Here is an 18,569-nt window from a genome sequence, read left to right as displayed (position 1 = left end):
CGTCGGACATCCGCGGGCGTCACGCCGCGGGCGCCGTCACGAAGTCGATGAGCTCTTCGACCCGGCCGAGCAGGGCGGGCTCCAGGTCGCGGTAGGTGTGAACCTTGCTGAGGATGTGCTGCCACGCGCGACCGGTATCGCCCTGCGTCTCGTACGGCCATCCGAAGGCCTGACAGATACCGGTCTTCCAATCGGTGCCGCGCGGGATCTCCGGCCATCGTGAGATGCCCAGTGCGCGCGGGGTCACGCACTGCCAGACATCGACGAACGGATGCCCGACGATGCGCACGTGTCTCCCATGCGGGCCGCGGGACACGGCCTCCGCGATGCGGGATTCCTTGGACCCCGGTACGAGGTGATCGACGAGCACGCCGTACCGGCGCGACGCGCTGGGCGGCTCGGCCGTCAGCAGCTCATCGAGCAGATCCACGCCCTGGAGGAACTCCACCACGACGCCCTCCACGCGCAGGTCGGCACCCCACACCTTCTCCACCAGTTCCGCATCGTGCTTTCCCTCGACGAGGATCCGGCTGGGCAGAGCGATGCGAGCGCGCTGGTCGGCGACAACGAACGAACCCGAGGCGGTGCGACGGGCCGCCTGAGACTTCGCCGCCGGTGGCTTCAGGCGCACGGCCGTGCCGTCGATGAGAAAGCCCCCTCCCAGGGGGAACAGCCGTCTGCGGCCGGCACGATCCTCGAGCTCGACGTTTCCGCCCTGCACTCGAGTCACCGCTCCGCAGAAGCCGTCGAGCGCGACCTCCACGACGAGATCCATCTCTGCCGGCACCTCCGGCACCGGCTTCGCGGCTCGTTCGCGCCACCCGGCAGCCAGCACATCGGATCCGTACCTGTCGTCCATGCCTTCCAGCGTATGTGCCTCCGCTGAGGGCGAACGGTGATCCGGCCGCTGAACCTGTCGCGTGTCGGACTCTGTGCATAGACTCGGGGCATGGGGCGCGGCTGCCGGTCGAAGGGATCGCAATGAAGACTCGGTGGCTGGCTTGTGCAGGGGTGATCCTGGCCTTCATGGTCGCCGGTCTGGGAGCAACGAGCGCCACGGCAACGGCTCCGGTCACCTTCGGTTCCACCCACGTCGTCGACGAGGCCAACGCGCTCAGCGACAGTGAGTTGCAGTCCGCCGAGACACGCCTCTCCGAACTCACGCAGGCGAGCGGCCTCGATCTCTTCGTGGTGTTCGTCGACGAGTTCACGGACCCGACCGACGCCGACGGATGGGCGAACGCCGTCGCCGAGCAGAACGGCATGGGCACCAGGGACTATGTCCTCGCGGTCGCCATCGATCAGCGCAATTACGCGTTCAGCGCAGACTCCGGTGGCCCCATCAGCGCCTCCCAGCAGGATCAGATCGAGCAGGCGATCGAGCAGAAGCTGAGCGGCGACGACTGGGCGGGCGCCATCACCGCCGCCGCCGACCAGATGCAGGGAGACGGCGGAGCAGGCTTCCTGACCGTCCTCCTGATCCTCGTGGTGATCGTGGTGATCGCCGTCGTCATCTGGCTCATCGTGCGCTCCGTGAAGAAGTCGCGGCGCGCCGCCGATGTGCGGCGCCGTGGCGCGATGCCTGATCAGCCCGACCCGAACGATCCCTTCTCCACGCTCACAGATGAACAGGTCGCCACCCAGGCCGGGTCCGCCCTCGTGCAGGCCGACGACGCCATCACCTCCAGCAAGGAGGAGCTCGGCTTCGCGATCGCGCAGTTCGGAGAGCAGACCACCGCCGAGTTCAGCCAGGCCGTCGACGCGGCGAAGGCGAAGATGTCCGAGGCCTTCGACCTCAAGCAGAAGCTCGATGACGAGATCGAGGACACCGTCCAGGACCGGCGAGCCTGGCATATCCGCATCATCGGCATCGCCGAGGAGATCGACGACCTCCTCGATGCCAACACCGAGGCCTTCGACGCCCTGCGCAAGCTCGAACAGAATGCGCCTGTCGAGCTCGAGCGGGTTCGTAGGGAACGCGCCGCCCTGGATCCGCTCCTCGCCGATGCCACGCCCACGTTGTCGCGACTGACCGGCATCTATGACGCCGCAGCACTGAGCACGGTGTCGGACAATCCTGCGCAGGCCCAGGAACGCGCGGCGCTGGCCGATCGTTCCATCGACGCCGCCGCACAGGCGATCACCGCGGAAAGATCCGGCGAGGCCGCGTTCGCGATCCGCACCGCCGAACAGGCCGTCGCCCAGGCCGCACAGCTCGTGCAGGCGATCAGCGCGCTCGGCGCTGAGCTCGCCGCGATCGAGACGCAGTCGCGTGCGCTGTTCAGCGAGCTGCAGGGCGACATCAGTGCCGCCCGGCAGCTTCCCGATCCACAGAGATCGATCGCCGCGACGATCGCGGCGACCGAAGCCCAGCTGCATCGGGCGCAGGAGAACCTCGGCGGCGCCTCCCGCAGCCCTCAGCAGGTGCTCGCGGCGCTGACAGCGGCGAATGCGCAGATCGATGCCGTGATCGCGCAAGGACGAGAAGACGTCGAGCGCGTGCGCCGTGCGCAGCAGATGCTCGAGCAGACTCTCACTCAGGCGAACTCGGAGATCCGCTCCGGCCGCGAATTCATCGAGACGCGCCGCGGCACCGTGGGTTCGACGGCCCGCACCCGCTTGTCTCAGGCGGAAGACAGCCTGACCCGAGCACTCGACCTGCGCGCGAGCGATCCCGAAGCCTCGCTGACAGAGGCGAATCGGGCGCTCGAACTCGCGCGACAGGCGACCGCTTCCGCGCAAGCCGACGTGCAGTCCTATGCGCCGAGCCAGAGTCAGAACGGCGGCTGGGGCAACGGTCCGTTCGGCGGATCGAACTCCGGAGGGTCCGGCCTCGGCGGCGACATCCTCGGCGGGATCATCGGCGGCCTCCTCTCCGGCGGTGGCGGTGGCTCGTCGTCCCGCGGCAGCAGCTGGCGCTCAACCGGCGGCAGCGGCGGCTTCCGCAGCTCCGGCTTCGGCGGTGGCGGACGTTCCAGCGGCGGGGGACGCCGCTCCGGAGGTGGACGCTTCTGAACCTCATAGCCGACTCGTACAGACTTCGATCACGACCCTCTGAAAGGAATCACGCATGACCAAACAGTCCATCTTCGGACGTATCTCCACCCTTGTCCGCGCGAACATCAACTCGCTCCTGGACTCTGCGGAAGACCCGCAGAAGATGATCGACCAGCTCGTTCGCGACTACACCAACAGCATCGCACGACGCGGAGTCCGCGATCGCGGAGACCATCGGCAACCTGCGCCTGCTCGAGCGTGACCACGAAGAAGACGTCCAGGCGTCGACCGAGTGGGGCAACAAGGCCCTCGCCGCCAGCCGCAAGGCCGACGAGATGCGTGGCGCCGGCAACAGCGCCGATGCCGACAAGTTCGACAACCTCGCCAAGATCGCGCTCCAGCGTCAGATCAGCGCCGAGCGCGAGGCCACCGGTGCCGAGCCGCAGATCGCCGCGCAGACCGAGATCGTCGACAAGCTCAAGAGCGGCCTCAACGGCATGAAGGACAAGCTCGGTGAGCTGAAGAACAAGCGCAGCGAACTGCTCGCCCGCGCGAAGGTCGCCGAGGCCCAGACCAAGGTGCAGGATGCGGTCGGGTCGATCAACGTGCTGGACCCCACCAGCGAGCTGGGTCGATTCGAGGACAAGGTCCGCCGCCAGGAGGCCATCGCTCAGGGCAAGATCGAGCTGGCCGCGTCGAGCCTCGACGCACAGTTCGAGAGCCTCGAAGACCTCGGTGAGCTCACCGAGGTCGAGGCTCGCCTCGCCGAGCTCAAGGCCGGCGGCAGCGCGCCGCGCCAGGCCATCGAAGGCAACTGATACACCCCGCTGATGCCCCGGACGAGCCGTCCGGGGCATCAGCTCTTCCCTTTCCGGAGGTACCCATGGTGCGATTCCTCGTCGTTCCGCAATGGCAGGGCTCTCCTGCGCCGCGCGCGATGCTTCTCGTCGACGGCGCGTCGGCGATCGCTGGCGACCTCCCCCGTGCCGCCACGACGGTGTTGGATGTCCCGGTCGAGGCCGGCGAGGCGCTCGGCACGGGCGTGCGCCGCCTCAGCGCGCTGCTGCGCACGCGTGAACTCGTGCGCGACCACATCACCGACGACACGATCATCATCGGCGGCGACTGCAGCGTCACCGTCGCTGCGCTGGCCGCGCTGCCCGGAGGTACGGACGACGTGGCCGTCGTCTGGTGCGATGCCCACCCCGACATGCACACGCCGGAGACCTCGCCCTCCGGCGCATTCTCCGGAATGGCTCTGCGAGCGGTGCTCGGCGAGGGCGAGGCACAGCTCACGCTCTCTCCCGGAGTCGCTCCGAACCGCGTGGTGACGGTCGGCATGCGCGACCTCGACGATGCCGAGGTCGATCAGCTCTCGCCCCTCACCACCCTCTCCGTCTCCGATCTGGATCGCGTCGATGCTCTCGCCGAGGCCGTCCGTGCGACCGGCGCCTCGCGCGTCTGGGTGCACATCGATGTCGATGTCCTCGACCCCGCGGACTTCTCGGGTGTGTCCTCACCGGCGCCGTTCGGATCGTCTCCCGCCGCGCTCAGCGCTGCGATCCGGCGCCTGCGTGAAACGGTCCCCCTCGCCGGGGCGACGATCGCGGGATTCGCACCGCGCTCCCCCGCCGACGCCGTCGATGATCTCGGCGCACTCCTGCGTCTGGTGGGTGCGGTCGCATGACGGCTGATTGGCGACCCGCTGCTGAGGAGGCGTTGGCACGCGGCCGACGATTCGACCGTCGCATCCCGTCTTTCCTGTTGCGCTCCCCGATCAGCCGGCTCGGATATTCGTGGGGCACCGCGGTCGGGTGGCTGTGGGGCTCGATCTGGAGCACCGGACCTGTCGAGCGGCGCGCAGGCCTGTGGGTGTTCCAGGGCCTCCCGGAGTGGGCGTTCAACCGCGGCGGCGTCTGCGTGGGGGGATGCTTCCTCACCGGTGACGTCCAGCCGAGCGAGGCCGTGCTGCGCCATGAGGCGGTGCACAAAGCCCAGTGGCTCCGCTACGGCTTCCTGATGCCGTTCCTGTACCTCTTCGCCGGGCGGGACCCGTTGCGCAATCGCTTCGAGATCGAGGCCGGACTGGAAGACGGCAACTACGTGCGGCGCGGCCGCTGAGACCTCAGCGCTCGGAGCGGAGAAGTCCGAAGCGCTCCGGTGCGTGGATGTGTGCAGAGTCGATGCCGAGCGTGGTCGTCAGATGCTCGACGATGTCGGCCGTGCCGAGGTAGCCGCCCAGAAGGGTGACATGCGTCTCGGCTTCCGCATCATCATCGCAGAGCATCTCATCCGCCCACGCGCAGGTGGCGCGTGCCAGGGCTTCGCCGGGAGCGCAGGCGCGACCGGTTCCGGGCGCACCCGTCCGTGCCGCGCGTGCCAGCCAGGTGACCGTCATTCGCCCTGGAGCGTCGATCACTCCGATGTCGCCCGTATCGGGTACTTCGATGAAGATGCGTCCGGAGGCACACAGCGGCAACGTCGCCAGGAAGACCTCGAGCGCGGCGAGCGACTGCTCATCGGCCGTCACCAGGTGGTGAGCGCGTCGACGGGCTGCACGGCGCTCGGCGCGTGTGCTGCGGATGTCGAGGGAGGTTTCCATGGTGCATCCATCGTACACCAAGTGAAGGCTTGCCTAACCTTGCTCGGGATGTTTTGGGCGACTACTCCGCGGGCTCGACGAGAGCGGCGACGAGCCCCCTCAATTCAGCATCCGTCAACCCATGCGCGCGGAGATAGTCAGCCGCAGATCCCCACCGCGCGTCGATCTGCTCCAGCAGCTGCCGCATCACGGGAGCGGGCGACTGCGTGGCGAGCGCGATCGCGTGAACCGCCTCCGGGTGCTGCGCCTGCAGGTAGGCGACGATGCGCTGGGATCGCTGGGCAGGAAGCTGCGACTCGGTCAAGGCGTAGTCGGCGATCACTGCGTCACGATCAGCCCCCACGGCCGCGAGCGCCAGCGCCACGGTCACTCCCGTGCGGTCTTTGCCGACCGTGCAGTGCACGAGGGTGGGCTCTCCGGCGGCGATGATCCGAATCGCGTCGACGAGCCGCTCACTGCTCTCCTCGAGCAGGTGCAGATAGAGGTCGTCGAGGCTGGTGTCGGCCTCGAAGAACGATCGCACGGACCCCAGGAACAGCGGTAGATGCGTCGTCTCCGGACCGATGATCTCCGACGGTTCGGCGGCGACCTCCTCGCCATCGCGGAGATCGACGATGCGTCGCACTCGGTCCCGCAACGCCGCAGCGCCCTGCGCCGTCGCGCCCGAGAGCTGACCGGAGCGCAGCAGGACACCTGAGCGGATGCGGCCGCCATCCGATGTCGGGATGCCACCGACGTCGCGGACGTTGTTGACGCCGTCGATGTCGAGGATCGTCATGCGGACGCCTGCGCAGCAGCCTTCGCGTCACCCTGGGGTGCGCGCGGGGGCACCGGGTAGCGACCGGCGATCACGATCCTGTTGAACGCGTTGATCGAGACGCAGGCCCAGCTGAGCGCGGCGTACTCCTTCTCGGTGAACACGCTCCCGACCGTGTCATACACCTCGTCCGATACGCCCTCTTCGGAGATGAAGGTGAACGCCTCGGCGAGTTCGAGGGCGGCGCGCTCGCGCTCGCTGAACACGCCGCTCTCGCGCCAGGCAGGGATCTGAGTCAGCGTGTCGGTGTCGACGCCGGCGGCGAGCGCGCGATCGACGTGGATGCGCGCGCAGAATGCGCAGCCGTTCAGCTGGGAGCAGTGGATCATGACGAGCTCCTTCAACCGCTCGTCGATGCCGTTGGCCGCGCAGATCTCACCGACAGTCCGCGAGAACGCGTCCAGCGCCTGATACGCGGCCGGCTCGGTCTTGGACAGGTGCACTCGCGTCTCGCTCATGGCTCCATGATATTCGGCGAGCGGCACCTTTGATCGCTCCGCTCGTTTCCGGCTGAAATGCGAAACGACAATCAAAATTCGCAAGACATGAACAAAACGCTTCTAAACATGAGGACTTAGTTTGTCATCTTGATCCCGCATTTCCCGAGTGCTGCGGATCGGGAGCAGAATATGCACGTGGCGATCGACATCTCTGAGTTCAGCTATCTTCCCGCACAGGCCGATGCGCTGGGCGCACCCCTTCCGACAGTGGAGCGCCTGACTCTCCCGCTCCCCGACGGTCGCGCACTGAGTGCCCTGCGATTCGGCACCGACGAGCCCCAGGTCACCCTGCTCCACGGTGCAGGCCTCAACGCCCACACGTGGGACACCACCTCCCTCGCACTCGGACGGCCTCTGCTCGCCATCGATCTCGCCGGTCACGGGGACTCCTCGTGGCGCGCGGATCGCGACTACTCCCCCCGCACGCTCGCCGCCGACGTCGCCGCGGCCCTCGATGCGTGGACGTCATCCCCACAGCTGGTCGTCGGACAGTCGCTCGGAGGTCTGACGGGTGCCGCGCTGGCCGCAGCGCGGCCCGACCTCGTCGCGGGCCTGATCGTGGTGGACATCACCCCGGGAATCGACGTGAGCGCAGGCCCCGCGGCCCTGCGGGAGTTCTACGCCGGCCCCACCGACTTCGCCACGCGCGACGAGCTCGTGGACAAGGCGATCTCCCTCGGCTTCGGAGGCACCCGTCCCGAGACGGAGCGGGGCGTCTTCCTCAACACCCGCGTGCGGCCGGACGGACGGGTCGAGTGGAAGCACCACTTCGCCCATCTCGCCGCGCAGGCGCTTGCCGCCCATGACGTTGGATCCGAGACCGCGCCGTCCGTGCTCCACGAGACCGGCTGGGACGACCTGGCCGGCGTCACCGCTCCCCTCACACTCGTGCGCGCGGAGCGCGGATTCGTGAGCGCCGCCGACGCCGATGAATTCCAGCGCCGCGTCCCGTCGGCTCAGGTCATCGTCGTGGATGCCACGCACAACGTGCAGGAGACCGCACCGCGCGAACTCGCCGGCCAGATCGCCTCCCGCCTCTCCCTGGCGGGATTGTGACGTTCCGTTCCACCCCCGACCCGCACCCCGACCACTGATCCCTAGGCTCGTCCCACCGGCACACAGCACCTGCCGCACCGAGAGGAAATGTCCATGTTCCGTCGTACCCGTCGTCTCGCGCTGATATCCGCGCTCGCGGCCTCCGCCGTGATCCTCAGCGCCTGCTCCGGCACCCCTGAGCCCGCCGCCACGTCCACCGGCACGCCTGACCCCGATGCCACGCTGCACGTGGGTCTCGTGCTCGAGCCCACCAACCTCGACATCCGCCACACGAGCGGAGCCGCGATCGAGCAGATCCTGATCGACAACATCTACGAAGGGCTCGTCACCCGCACGCAGGACAACGAGATCGAAGGCCGGCTCGCCTCGGACTACGAAGTCTCCTCCGACGGCCTCACCTACACCTTCACGCTCAACGACGCGCTGGCGTTCCACGACGGGACGGCACTGACCTCGGCTGATGTCGTGGCGTCGTACGAGACCGTCCGCACCGATGCCACTGTGCAGGGCAACGCGGAGTTCGCCTCCGTCGCCTCGATCACTGCGCCGGACGCGACCACCGTCGAGATCGTGCTCTCGGAGCCGAATCAGAACTTCCTGTTCGCGCTGACGGGACCCGCGGGCCTCGTATTCAAGAAGGGCGACAGCACCGACCTGAAGACCGCTGAGAACGGCACCGGTCCCTTCACCCTCACGCGATGGAACAAGGGCAGCACCATCACGTTCGCGCGCAACGACGACTACTGGGGCGACAAGGCCGGAGTGGCCGAGGTCGAGTTCCAGTACATCCCTGACTTCACGGCCGGCGTCAACGCCGCCATCGCCGGAGACGTCGACGTGCTCACCGCCGTCGACCCGAACCTGGCGTCGCAGCTCGAGGGCGACTTCACCCTCACGAAGGGTCGCACGACCGACAAGGCGACGCTGGCCTTCAACAACCAGAAGGCTCCCCTCGACGACGTGCGCGTGCGTGAGGCCCTGCGCCTCGCCATCGATCACGAGGCACTCATCGAAGCCGTCGGCGCCGGTACCACCCTGTTCGGCCCGATCCCCGAGCTCGACCCGGGCTACGAGGACCTCTCCGACGTGATCTCCTACGACCCCGAGAAGGCGAAGTCACTGCTGGCCGAGGCCGGTCAGGAAGACCTCGAGTTGACCCTCACCATCCCGTCGTTCTACGGCACCACCGTGCCCAAGGTACTCATCTCCGACTTCAACAAGGTCGGCGTGACCCTCGACGTCAACGCGGTGGAATTCCCGACCTGGCTCGAAGACGTCTACACGAACCACGACTACGACCTGAGCTTCGTGCTGCACGTCGAGCCGCGCGACTTCGGCAACTTCGCCAACCCGGACTACTACTTCGGCTACGACAACACCGAGGTGCAGGACCTCTACACGCAGGCGCAGGCAGAGGTCGACCCCGACAAGGCGGCGGACCTGCTCGCGAAGGCGGCGCGCATCGTGTCGGAGGACCACGCGGCGGACTGGCTCTACAACGGTGAGACCATCACCGCGGTGAGCCCGATCGTCTCGGGCTTCCCCGAGGATTCGATCAACTCACGCATCAACCTCGCGGGCGTCGTCGTCTCGGCCGAGAAGTAAGAACCGGCCCCCGACTCCGTGCTCCGCTACGCGCTCGTCCGAGGAGCCCTGCTGATCGCAGGGCTCCTCGTGTCGAGCGCGCTCATCTTCCTCACGCTGCGCGTCTTCCCCGGCGATGTCGCACAACTGATCGCCGGCACCCAGGCCTCGCCGGCCGAGGTCGACGCCTTGCGGGAGTCGCTCGGGCTGAATCAGCCTCTCCTCACCCAGTACACCGACTGGATCGGCGGGATCTTCCGAGGCGATCTCGGCACCTCGCTCCTGTCGGGTGCGTCGGTCGGTGAAGAGCTGTTCCTCAAGGCGCAGGTCACGGTGCCGCTCGGCATCCTGTCCCTCCTGATCGCCGTGCTCATCGCCGTGCCGTTCGGAATCATGGCCGCACTGCTGCGGGGTCGTCGCGGCGGCACGGCGCTGAGCGTCGGCGCACAGGCGCTGGCCGCGGTCCCCGTGGTCTGGGCCGGCATGATGCTCATCGTCGTGTTCTCCGTCTGGCTGGGCTGGTTGCCCCCGCAGGGGTTTCCCCGCACCGGATGGTCGACCCCGGGCAGGGCCATCGAGGCGCTCCTGCTCCCCGCTCTGACGATCGGCATCGTCGAAGGAGCCATGCTCATGCGTTTCGTGCGCAGTGCGACGCTGCAGGCCGCCGGGCAGGACTTCGTGCGCACCGCCGCGGCCAAGGGCCTCACCCGCACGCGAGCGCTGATCCAGCACGGCATCCCCGCTGTGGGGCTGTCGATCATCACCGTGCTGGGTCTGCAGATCGCCGGCATCATCGTCGGTTCCGTGGTGATCGAGCAGTTGTTCACGCTCCCCGGCATCGGGCGGATGCTCGTGGCCGATGTCGGCACCCGCGACCTCATCAAGGTGCAGAGCGAGTTGCTGGTGCTCACCGGCTTCGTGCTGGTCATCGGCTTCCTCGTTGATCTGCTGCACCGCGCGATCGACCCCCGGCAGAGGGAGGCCGCATGATCCCCCGCGTTCTCGGCAGGCTCTGGGCGACCGCCACCGGCCGCTTCGGAGTGATCGTCGTCGCGATCGTCGCGTTGACCGCTCTCGTCTCGCTCTTCTGGACGCCCTTCGACCCGCAGTCCTCGAACATCGGCGACCGCTGGCTCCCGCCGAGCTGGCCGCATCTGCTCGGAACCGACGACACCGGCCGTGACATCCTCAGCCTGATCATGGCGGGAGCGCGAACCACGGTGTTCGTCAGCGTCGGCGCCGGAGTGGTGGCCACGGTCGTCGGCATCAGCCTGGCAGCCCTGGGCGCGCTCACCGCGCGCTGGCTGCGCGAGACCGTCGCGGTGTTGGTCGACATCCTGATCGCGTTCCCCGTCCTGCTGATCGCCATGATGATCTCGTCGGTCTGGGGCGGGTCGCTCTGGGTGGTGATCTGGGCTGTCGGCATCGGGTTCGGCGTGAACATCGCCCGTGTCACGCGACCCGAACTACGGCGCGTGCAGCAGAGCGATTTCGTGCTCGCCGCGCGCGCGTCCGGGCTCACGCCGTCGCAGAGCCTGATGCGTCATCTGCTCCCCAACGTCGCACCGGTGTTCATCGTGCAGCTCTCGTGGTCGATGGCCGTGGCCGTGCTCGCCGAGGCCGGTCTGTCCTATCTCGGATTCGGTGCCTCCGTGGTCGAGCCGAGCTGGGGAATCCTCCTCGCCGATCTGCAGCGCTACATCGGCGTGCATCCCCTGTCGGTCATCTGGCCCGGTCTCACGATCACGCTCACGGTCCTGGCGCTCAATCTGCTCGGCGACGGCCTGCGCGAGGCGACCGATCCGACGCTGCGCCACCGCGCCGCCGAGATCCACACCCCGGCGGTGGTCGCATGACGCTCTCCGTGCAAGACCTGGTGATCACGATCGACGGACGGCGCGTGGTCGACGGCATCTCCTTCGAGGTACCCGACGGCGCGCGTCTCGGACTGATCGGGGAATCGGGTTCGGGTAAGTCGCTGACAGCCTTGGCCGCTCTCGGGTTGCTCCCCGATGGTGCCAGCGCGAGCGGGAGCATCCGCTGGAACGGCATCGAATTGATCGGCATGCCCGACCGCGAACTGGCGAGGCTGCGCGGAGACGACATCGGCATCGTGTTCCAGGAGCCGCGGACCGCTCTCAACCCCATCCGCACCGTCGGACGTCAGATCGCGGAATCGATCCGCATCCACGAGAAGGTCGGTCGACGCGAGGCACGCGAGCGGGCGATCGCGGAAGCCTCCCGCGTACGCCTGCCCGACCCCGAATCGATCGTGGACCGCTACCCGCATCAGCTCTCCGGGGGCCAACGCCAGCGCGTGGCGATCGCGATGGCGCTGGCCTGCCGCCCGAAACTGCTGATCGCCGACGAACCGACCACCGCCCTCGACGTGACGATCCAGGCCGAGATCCTCTCGCTGCTGCTCTCTCTGGTCGAGGAGCAGGGCATGTCGCTGGTGTTCATCACGCATGATCTCGCCGTGCTCGCGCAGGTCGCGACCGAGGGCGTCGTGCTCGAGCACGGACGTGTCGTCGAGGCCGCCTCCGTGCAGCATCTGCTCACGGCGCCGACCTCGCCGATCACCCGGGGACTACTGCGCGACGCCACGGCGACGCTGTGGCGGCCGGACGGAGGCGAACGATGAGCCTGATCGAAGCGCGCGGTCTCCGCCGGGACTTCTTCGTGCCGAAGCGGTCGACCTTCGAGCGCACTCGCACCCAGACGGCGCTGCAGCCGACCGATCTCGATGTCGTCGCCGGTTCCTCGGTGGGCATCATCGGCGAATCGGGTTCGGGCAAGTCCACGCTCATCCGCCTCCTCCTCGGCCTCGACCGTGCGACGTCGGGCACGGTCAGCATCGACGGGCGAAAAGTGGATGCCGCCGCATCCGCGAAGTCCCTCCACTGGTTGCGTCGAGAGACCGGGCTGGTCTTCCAGGACCCATACGCGTCACTCGACCCGCGCATGACGGCCGCCCAGATCGTCGCGGAACCGCTGTGGGCGCTGAGGATCGAGGGCGATCATCGCGCGCGCGTCCACGAGGTTCTCGTGCAGGTCGGGCTGGATGCCGAGATGGCCGAGCGCTACCCGCACGAGTTGTCGGGCGGGCAACGCCAGCGGATCGCGATCGCCCGCGCGATCGTGCACCGACCGCGCATCCTGGTCGGCGACGAGCCGCTGTCGGCGCTCGACGTCACGGTGCGCGCACAGATCCTCGAACTGCTGATCGAACTGCGGCGGACGACCGACCTGACACTCGTGTTGGTGTCGCATGACATCGGCGTCGTGCAGAACCTCTGCGACACGGTCGTGGTGATGAAGGACGGCGCCGTCGTCGAGCGGGGCTCCGTGTCGGACGTCCTGCTGCGGCCCCAGCATGCGTACACGAAGGCTCTGCTGTCGGCGATCCCCGTGATCCCGTCCGGCGGCTAACGTCCGCGGCTCGACGAGAACAGGCCTCGGGGACGAGCGCCCGCTCGGGCGCAGCACGCGGCGCATGTACACGGTTCCGAGCTCGCGACCGAACTTGTAGCCGACGCGGCCCATGCGCCCGGCCTCGACGAAGCCGAGCTTCGCGTGCAGCCGGATCGACGCCTCCGCGCCGCTGTCGCTGATCACGGCGACCATCTCACGGATGCCCTTCTGCTCGCAGGCGTCGATCAGGGCCTGCAGCAGCGCGGCTCCGAGCCCCTTGCCTCCGGCGCCGGGTCCGAGATAGATCGAGTCCTCGACGGTGTACCGGTAGGCGTTCTTGCCCGCCCACGGCTGCGCGAGGGCGTAACCCATCACGACCCCGGCCGGTGAGACGGCGACGAGGAACGGCAGATCCAGCCGGGTGAGCAGGGCGAACTTCTCGCGCCAGTAAGGGATGCTGCTGCGCCGCTCGTCGAGGGTGACCGCGGAGTTGCTCACGAAATGGTTGTAGATCTCTCGGACGTGAGCCAGATCCGACGCCCGCACCGGGCGGATCGCGTAGGCGAACACCTCGGCGGGCGCTGCGGGGCGCAGATGACGCGGAAGGACACGGCGACGGTCCCCCGGTTCGAACTGCATGCGCTCAGCTTAGGGAACGGAGCGCCTCGCCCTCCACCCGCCAGTCCACGGGCTCCGCTCCGAGTCCCTCCAGGAGTGCGTTGGCGCGGGAGAAGGGGCGGGAGCCGAAGAAGCCCCGGCGTGCGGACAGCGGTGAGGGGTGCGCCGAGGCGATCACCGGCGTATCACCGAGCAACGGCTGCAGGTTGGCGGCGTCCTTCCCCCACAGGATCGCGACGAGCGGCTGGTCCCGCGCGACGAGCGTGCGGATCGCGAGCTCGGTCACCGCCTCCCACCCCCAGCCGCGGTGAGAGGCCGCGGCGCCGGGCTGCACGGTGAGCACTCGGTTGAGCAGCAGCACACCCTGGTCACTCCAGGCCGTGAGGTCGCCGTGCGGCGCGGGCGGGATGCCGAGGTCGGTCTCGCGCTCCTTGTAGATGTTCGAGAGACTCCGCGGCAGCGGGCGCACGTCGCGATCGACCGCGAAGGAGAGACCGATCGGATGCCCCGGTGTGGGATAGGGGTCCTGCCCGGTGATGAGCACCCGCACGCCTGACAGCGGTCGCTGGAAGGCGCGGAGCACGTGGTCGCCCGCCGGGAGGTAGCCACGGCCGGCCCCCTGCTCGGCGCGGAGTCGATCGCCGAGTTCAGTGATCACGCCCTGCACAGGAGCGAGGGCGTCGGCCCAGCCCGCATCGATCTGTCCGTCCGCCGCGAGTTCGGCGAGGGAACGCGCCATCATCGACCCTCAGTCGAGGGAACGCACACGCAGCGGACCGCGGGCGAGAAGATGCTGGGCGGACTGCGCGACCGGCCGCATCGTGATCAGGTCGAGGTTCACGTGACCGGGCGATTCGAGCGCGTAGGCGATCACGTCGGCGACGTCGTCTGCCACGAGAGGCGCTTCGACGCCGGCGTAGACGGCTTCCGCCGCGACCGAGTCCCCTCCGAGCCGGTTCAGCGTGAACTCCTCGGTGTGCACCATGCCCGGCGCGATCTCGACGACACGGATCGGCTCGCCGTTGAGCTCTTGGCGCAGCACCCGAACGAGCATCGCCTCTGCGGCCTTGGCGGCGTTGTAGCCCGCGCCTCCGGCGTACGCCGTCTGCGCTGCGGTCGACGTGACGAAGACGGTGTCCGCGTGCCCGTCGGCCGCGGCCGCACGACGCAGCTGCGGAAGCAGGCTGGCGACGAGTCGCTGCGTCGCCAGCACGTTCGCGTCGAACATCCACTGCCAGTCGTCGGTCGAGGCGTTCTCGACGCGATCCGTGCCGCGCGCACCGCCGGCGACCTGCACGAGCGCGTGCACGGGGCCGGACTTCTCGAGCTCTGCCACGAGCGCGTCGACCGCCAGGTCATCGGTCAGATCACACGCGATCGCCGAAGCGCCGGTCTCGGCGACGAGGGCCGCAAGCCGATCCTCCCGCCGCGCGACGCCGACGACGTCCCATCCGCGCGAACGGAGCGCACGCACCGTCGCCGCACCGATTCCCGAGCTCGCACCTGTCACCACTGCACGTCTGTTGACCATGCCTCCACCGTACGATGTTCCGCGTCTTCTCGGCGTCTCAGACTGTTACGTCACATTTCCCACTCATTGTTGACAGGTGGGAATATTCCGTACTCTCGCTGAAACGGCATCCGCCATCCGCCCATCCACACGTTCCAGGGGGAACACATGTCCGCACCCGAGACCTGGCGCTTCGAGACCAAGCAGATCCACTCGGGTGCCGCGCCCGACCCGGTCACCAAGGCTCGTGCCACGCCGATCTACCAGACCACCTCGTACGTGTTCGACAGCGCGGACCACGCAGCGAACCTGTTCGCACTGGCCGAGTTCGGCAACATCTACACCCGCATCCAGAACCCCACCCAGGATGTGCTGGAGCAGCGTCTCGCCGCCCTGGAAGGCGGAACGGGCGCCCTCGTCCTCGCCAGCGGACAAGCCGCATCGACGTTCGCGATCCTGAACATCGCCGAGGCGGGCGATCACTTCGTCGCCTCCAGCTCGATCTACGGCGGCACCTACAACCTCTTCAAGTACACACTCGCGAAGCTCGGCATCGAGGTCACCTTCGTCGAGAACCAGGACGACGCCGAGGAATGGCGCCGCGCGGTGCGCCCGAACACGAAGCTGTTCTTCGCGGAGACCATCGGCAACCCGCAGATCAACATCCTCGACATCCGCACGGTCGCCGACGTCGCTCACGAGGCCGGCGTGCCGCTCATCGTCGACAACACGATCGCGACCCCGTACCTGATCCGTCCGTTCGAGTTCGGCGCCGACATCGTCGTGCACTCGGTCACCAAGTTCCTCGGCGGCCACGGCACCACCATCGGCGGCGCGATCATCGACGGCGGCTCGTTCGAGTGGTCGAAGAACGTCGACAAGTTCCCCGGCCTCACGGTTCCGGACCCCTCGTACCACGGCGCCAGCTACACCGCCGCTGTCGGCGACCCGCTCGCCTACATCATCAAGGCGCGCGTGCAGCTGCTGCGCGACCTCGGCTCCGCGATCTCCCCGCAGAGCGCCTGGAACCTCATCCAGGGCATCGAGACGCTGTCGCTGCGCATCGAGCGCCACGTGCAGAACGCGCAGGAGATCGCCGAGTGGCTCGACAGCCGTGACGATGTCGCGACGGTCAACTACTCGGGTCTGCCATCCTCGCCCTGGTACGCGAAGGCGAACCAGTACGCCCCCAAGGGTGTCGGCGCGGTGCTCTCGTTCGAGCTCAAGGGCGGCGTGGAGGCCGGTCGCGAGTTCGTCAACAGCCTGTCGCTGTTCAGCCACCTCGCCAACATCGGTGACGTGCGCTCGCTCGTCATCCACCCGGCGTCCACCACGCACGCCCAGCTGACGCCGGAGCAGCAGCTCACCGCGGGCGTCACCCCGGGTCTCGTGCGCCTCTCTGTGGGCATCGAGAACATCGACGACCTCAAGGCCGACCTCGACCAGGCGCTCGCCGCCGCTCGCCGGGTCTCTGAGGCCGCTCGCGCCTGAGTCAGATACGCAGCATCACGAATGCCCCGGACTCCGGTCCGGGGCATTCGTGCGTGCAGGACGCGCGCCCTCGACGGCACGACGACCCCGCGCCGCGCCCGGAAGCCGTAACGTTCGGGTCGCCACGGCCGGGCCAGGCGAGAATGGACACATGGACTGGCAGACGACCTCCGAGGACACGGTGCCCTCGGCACCCGTGACGGAGGCCGACGTGCGCCTTCTCCGCGCGCGACCACCCGCAACCGGCGCCTGGCGCGACGGCGACCCCGTCGGTGGTCGTCGTTTCGCATCGCTCGGGGCGTTCCGCACCGAGAACGGCACCGAGCTGCCCGGCATCCGCCTCGCCTACGAGACGTGGGGCGAACTGAACGCCGCGCGTGACAACGCCGTGCTGGTGCTGCACGCCCTCACCGGCGACAGCCACGTGCGCGGACCGGCGGGAGCCGGCCACCCCACGGCAGGCTGGTGGGAAGACCTCACAGGACCCGGCGCACCTCTGGACACCGAGCGCTGGTTCGTCATCGCGCCGAACATGCTGGGTGGGTGCCAGGGATCGACCGGCCCCGCGAGCATCGCGCCCGACGGTTACGAGTGGGCCTCCCGGTTCCCGTACCTGACGATCCGCGACCAGGTCGCAGCCCAGGTCCTGCTCGCCGATGCGCTGGGCGTGGACCGCTGGGCCGCCGTGATCGGCGGATCGATGGGCGGCATGCATGCCCTCGAGTGGGCCGCGACGCATCCGGAGCGCGTGGAGCGCCTGGCCGTGCTGTCGTCGCCGCCGGTGACGACAGCCGACCAGATCGCGTTGAACACCGTGCAGCTGGGCACGATCCGCATGGATCCCCGTTTCCAGGGCGGGGAGTACTACGACCTCGGCGACGGCGACGGACCGCACCGCGGATTGGCCCTCGCGCGCCGCATGGCCCTGTTGAACTACCGCAGCCCGATCGAGCTGAATCAGAGGTTCCAGCGCTCGTGGCAGTCGGATGTGTCACCGCTCGGACACGGCGGACGCTTCGCCGTCGAGTCGTACCTCGACTTCCACGGCAACAAGTTCACGCGCCGCTTCGACGCCAACAGCTACATCACGCTGGTCGAGGCGATGAACTCCCACGATGTCGGCCGCGACCGCGGCGGGGTCGAGGAGGCCCTGCGCACCATCACCGCGACCACCCTCGTGCTGGGGATCGACAGCGATCGCCTGTTCCCCGTCGACGGCCAGCATCGTATCGCCCGCAGCATCCCGAACACGCTCGACGGCCACGACGCGGTCGTGCTGGTCAGCGACTTCGGACACGACGGATTCCTGATCGAGAGCGAGGCCGTCGGGGCGCATCTGCGTCGCCTGATGGTCAGCTGAGGTCGCTGGCCACGAATCTCCACGGGAGCGTCTCCGCCTCCAGGCGCCCCTGATCCCAGGCGAAGGCGCCGCCCCCGTCGAGCACCCGCGTACGGAACGATTCGACTCCCGCTCCGGACGACAGCGCGGAGGGTACATCTGTGAACGCGGAGAGTGTGTGGAGCGTCACCCAGGTCGGAGGGAACAGCCTCCACTCCCCCGCGCCGTGGCGCGCGAGGGCCTCGGCAGGGCTCGCCCAGATCAGCTCGGCGACCTCGTCCGCCGACGGTTCCGGGCGGTGGTCCGGCGCGGTCGCGAGGAAGAACCACGTGCGGATGCGGGTCGGCGCCTCGCGCGGCGGACTCCACCGCGACAGCGCCACGAGTCCGTCGACGAGGAGTCCCACCTCTTCGAACGTCTCCCTGATCCCTGCACGTCGCGCGTTCTCGATCTCGCCGTCCCCCTCTCGGACGTCGGTGTCTTCGACCTTGCCGCCCGGGAACACCCAGGCGCCCGCGAAAGAGCCGCGGTCCGGTCGACGCATCAGCAGCACCTCGAATCCCTTGCGGGACGGGCGCAGCAGCACGACCGTGCCGGCGACGGGCAGCGTCTCATCGACGTCGTCTTCGGGGTCGATCACC

Annotated in this window: 18 protein-coding genes and 2 pseudogenes; 12 read left to right on the top strand and 8 right to left on the bottom strand. The window is 68.4% G+C overall.

Annotated features, from left to right (window positions below; genetic code table 11):
- Positions 1–19: 19 nt before the first annotated feature.
- Complete coding sequence (locus P0Y60_08725; GenBank protein WEK62790.1) at positions 20–859, bottom strand: DUF3097 domain-containing protein; 840 nt, start codon at positions 857–859, stop codon at positions 20–22.
- 122 nt (positions 860–981) lie between these two features.
- On the opposite strand from P0Y60_08725, the gene P0Y60_08720 reads away from it, so the two are divergent.
- The 4 genes and pseudogenes from P0Y60_08720 to P0Y60_08705 all read left to right on the top strand — a co-directional run bounded on the left by P0Y60_08720 (position 982) and on the right by P0Y60_08705 (position 5,118).
- Positions 982–3,015 carry a TPM domain-containing protein gene (locus tag P0Y60_08720; GenBank protein ID WEK62789.1) on the top strand — a complete coding sequence of 678 codons (2,034 nt, stop codon included), beginning with the start codon at positions 982–984 and terminating at the stop codon, positions 3,013–3,015.
- A gap of 55 nt (positions 3,016–3,070) precedes the next feature.
- Positions 3,071–3,815: pseudogene (locus P0Y60_08715) on the top strand (PspA/IM30 family protein).
- Positions 3,816–3,880: 65 nt separating this feature from the next.
- A complete protein-coding gene (locus P0Y60_08710; protein WEK62788.1) occupies positions 3,881–4,684 on the top strand; it encodes an arginase family protein in 804 nt (267 codons plus the stop codon).
- Positions 4,681–5,118 (top strand): Fe-S oxidoreductase, encoded by a 438-nt coding sequence (locus P0Y60_08705; GenBank protein ID WEK62787.1) that lies wholly within the window; start codon positions 4,681–4,683, stop codon positions 5,116–5,118. Before P0Y60_08710 ends, P0Y60_08705 begins: the two co-directional genes overlap by 4 nt.
- A gap of 4 nt (positions 5,119–5,122) precedes the next feature.
- Here P0Y60_08705 and P0Y60_08700 read toward each other — a convergent pair whose 3' ends face one another.
- The 3 genes from P0Y60_08700 to P0Y60_08690 all read right to left on the bottom strand — a co-directional run bounded on the left by P0Y60_08700 (position 5,123) and on the right by P0Y60_08690 (position 6,874).
- Positions 5,123–5,599, bottom strand: coding sequence for an SIP domain-containing protein (locus tag P0Y60_08700; GenBank protein WEK62786.1), 477 nt, complete (start codon positions 5,597–5,599; stop codon positions 5,123–5,125).
- Positions 5,600–5,660: 61 nt separating this feature from the next.
- Entirely contained in the window at positions 5,661–6,377 is a 717-nt protein-coding gene (locus tag P0Y60_08695) for a tyrosine-protein phosphatase (GenBank protein WEK62785.1), read from the bottom strand.
- On the bottom strand, positions 6,374–6,874 hold the full coding sequence (locus tag P0Y60_08690; GenBank protein ID WEK62784.1) for a carboxymuconolactone decarboxylase family protein: 501 nt from the start codon (positions 6,872–6,874) through the stop codon (positions 6,374–6,376). Before P0Y60_08690 ends, P0Y60_08695 begins: the two co-directional genes overlap by 4 nt.
- 171 nt (positions 6,875–7,045) lie before the next feature.
- Here P0Y60_08690 and P0Y60_08685 point away from each other — a divergent pair, with 171 nt between their 5' ends.
- From P0Y60_08685 to P0Y60_08660, 6 genes are all read left to right on the top strand, one after another.
- The gene (locus P0Y60_08685) at positions 7,046–7,972 is read left to right on the top strand and encodes an alpha/beta hydrolase (protein ID WEK62783.1); all 927 of its coding nucleotides are present in this window, start codon (positions 7,046–7,048) and stop codon (positions 7,970–7,972) included.
- Between the two features lie 93 nt (positions 7,973–8,065).
- Positions 8,066–9,577, top strand: a complete 1,512-nt coding sequence (locus P0Y60_08680) for an ABC transporter substrate-binding protein (GenBank protein ID WEK62782.1) — start codon at positions 8,066–8,068, stop codon at positions 9,575–9,577.
- A gap of 18 nt (positions 9,578–9,595) precedes the next feature.
- Positions 9,596–10,546 carry an ABC transporter permease gene (locus tag P0Y60_08675; GenBank protein ID WEK62781.1) on the top strand — a complete coding sequence of 317 codons (951 nt, stop codon included), beginning with the start codon at positions 9,596–9,598 and terminating at the stop codon, positions 10,544–10,546.
- The gene (locus P0Y60_08670; GenBank protein WEK62780.1) at positions 10,543–11,412 is read left to right on the top strand and encodes an ABC transporter permease; all 870 of its coding nucleotides are present in this window, start codon (positions 10,543–10,545) and stop codon (positions 11,410–11,412) included. The genes P0Y60_08675 and P0Y60_08670 overlap by 4 nt, the downstream gene beginning before the upstream one ends.
- Positions 11,409–12,200 (top strand): ABC transporter ATP-binding protein, encoded by a 792-nt coding sequence (locus P0Y60_08665; GenBank protein WEK62779.1) that lies wholly within the window; start codon positions 11,409–11,411, stop codon positions 12,198–12,200. The genes P0Y60_08670 and P0Y60_08665 overlap by 4 nt, the downstream gene beginning before the upstream one ends.
- Positions 12,197–12,988, top strand: coding sequence for an ATP-binding cassette domain-containing protein (locus tag P0Y60_08660; protein ID WEK62884.1), 792 nt, complete (start codon positions 12,197–12,199; stop codon positions 12,986–12,988). The genes P0Y60_08665 and P0Y60_08660 overlap by 4 nt, the downstream gene beginning before the upstream one ends.
- Positions 12,989–13,024: 36 nt before the next feature.
- On the opposite strand, the pseudogene P0Y60_08655 reads toward P0Y60_08660, so the two are convergent.
- The 3 genes and pseudogenes from P0Y60_08655 to P0Y60_08645 all read right to left on the bottom strand — a co-directional run bounded on the left by P0Y60_08655 (position 13,025) and on the right by P0Y60_08645 (position 15,119).
- Positions 13,025–13,609: pseudogene (locus P0Y60_08655) on the bottom strand (GNAT family N-acetyltransferase).
- A gap of 4 nt (positions 13,610–13,613) precedes the next feature.
- Complete coding sequence (locus P0Y60_08650) at positions 13,614–14,327, bottom strand: uracil-DNA glycosylase (GenBank protein ID WEK62778.1); 714 nt, start codon at positions 14,325–14,327, stop codon at positions 13,614–13,616.
- A gap of 9 nt (positions 14,328–14,336) precedes the next feature.
- Positions 14,337–15,119: an SDR family oxidoreductase gene (locus tag P0Y60_08645; protein WEK62777.1), complete on the bottom strand. Its 783-nt coding sequence runs from the start codon at positions 15,117–15,119 to the stop codon at positions 14,337–14,339.
- 147 nt (positions 15,120–15,266) lie between these two features.
- Here P0Y60_08645 and P0Y60_08640 point away from each other — a divergent pair, with 147 nt between their 5' ends.
- A complete protein-coding gene (locus tag P0Y60_08640; protein WEK62776.1) occupies positions 15,267–16,589 on the top strand; it encodes a bifunctional o-acetylhomoserine/o-acetylserine sulfhydrylase in 1,323 nt (440 codons plus the stop codon).
- 151 nt (positions 16,590–16,740) lie between these two features.
- A complete protein-coding gene (locus P0Y60_08635; protein ID WEK62775.1) occupies positions 16,741–17,949 on the top strand; it encodes a homoserine O-acetyltransferase in 1,209 nt (402 codons plus the stop codon).
- Here P0Y60_08635 and P0Y60_08630 read toward each other — a convergent pair.
- Positions 17,942–18,568 carry an NUDIX domain-containing protein gene (locus P0Y60_08630; protein WEK62774.1) on the bottom strand — a complete coding sequence of 209 codons (627 nt, stop codon included), beginning with the start codon at positions 18,566–18,568 and terminating at the stop codon, positions 17,942–17,944. The two genes, P0Y60_08635 and P0Y60_08630, sit on opposite strands and share 8 nt — an antisense overlap.
- Position 18,569 lies beyond the last annotated feature (1 nt).

Origin of the sequence: Candidatus Microbacterium colombiense, from assembly GCA_029203165.1 — a bacterium.
GTDB lineage: Bacteria > Actinomycetota > Actinomycetes > Actinomycetales > Microbacteriaceae > Microbacterium > Microbacterium colombiense.
This window is presented reverse-complemented; position numbering and strand designations above follow the sequence as displayed.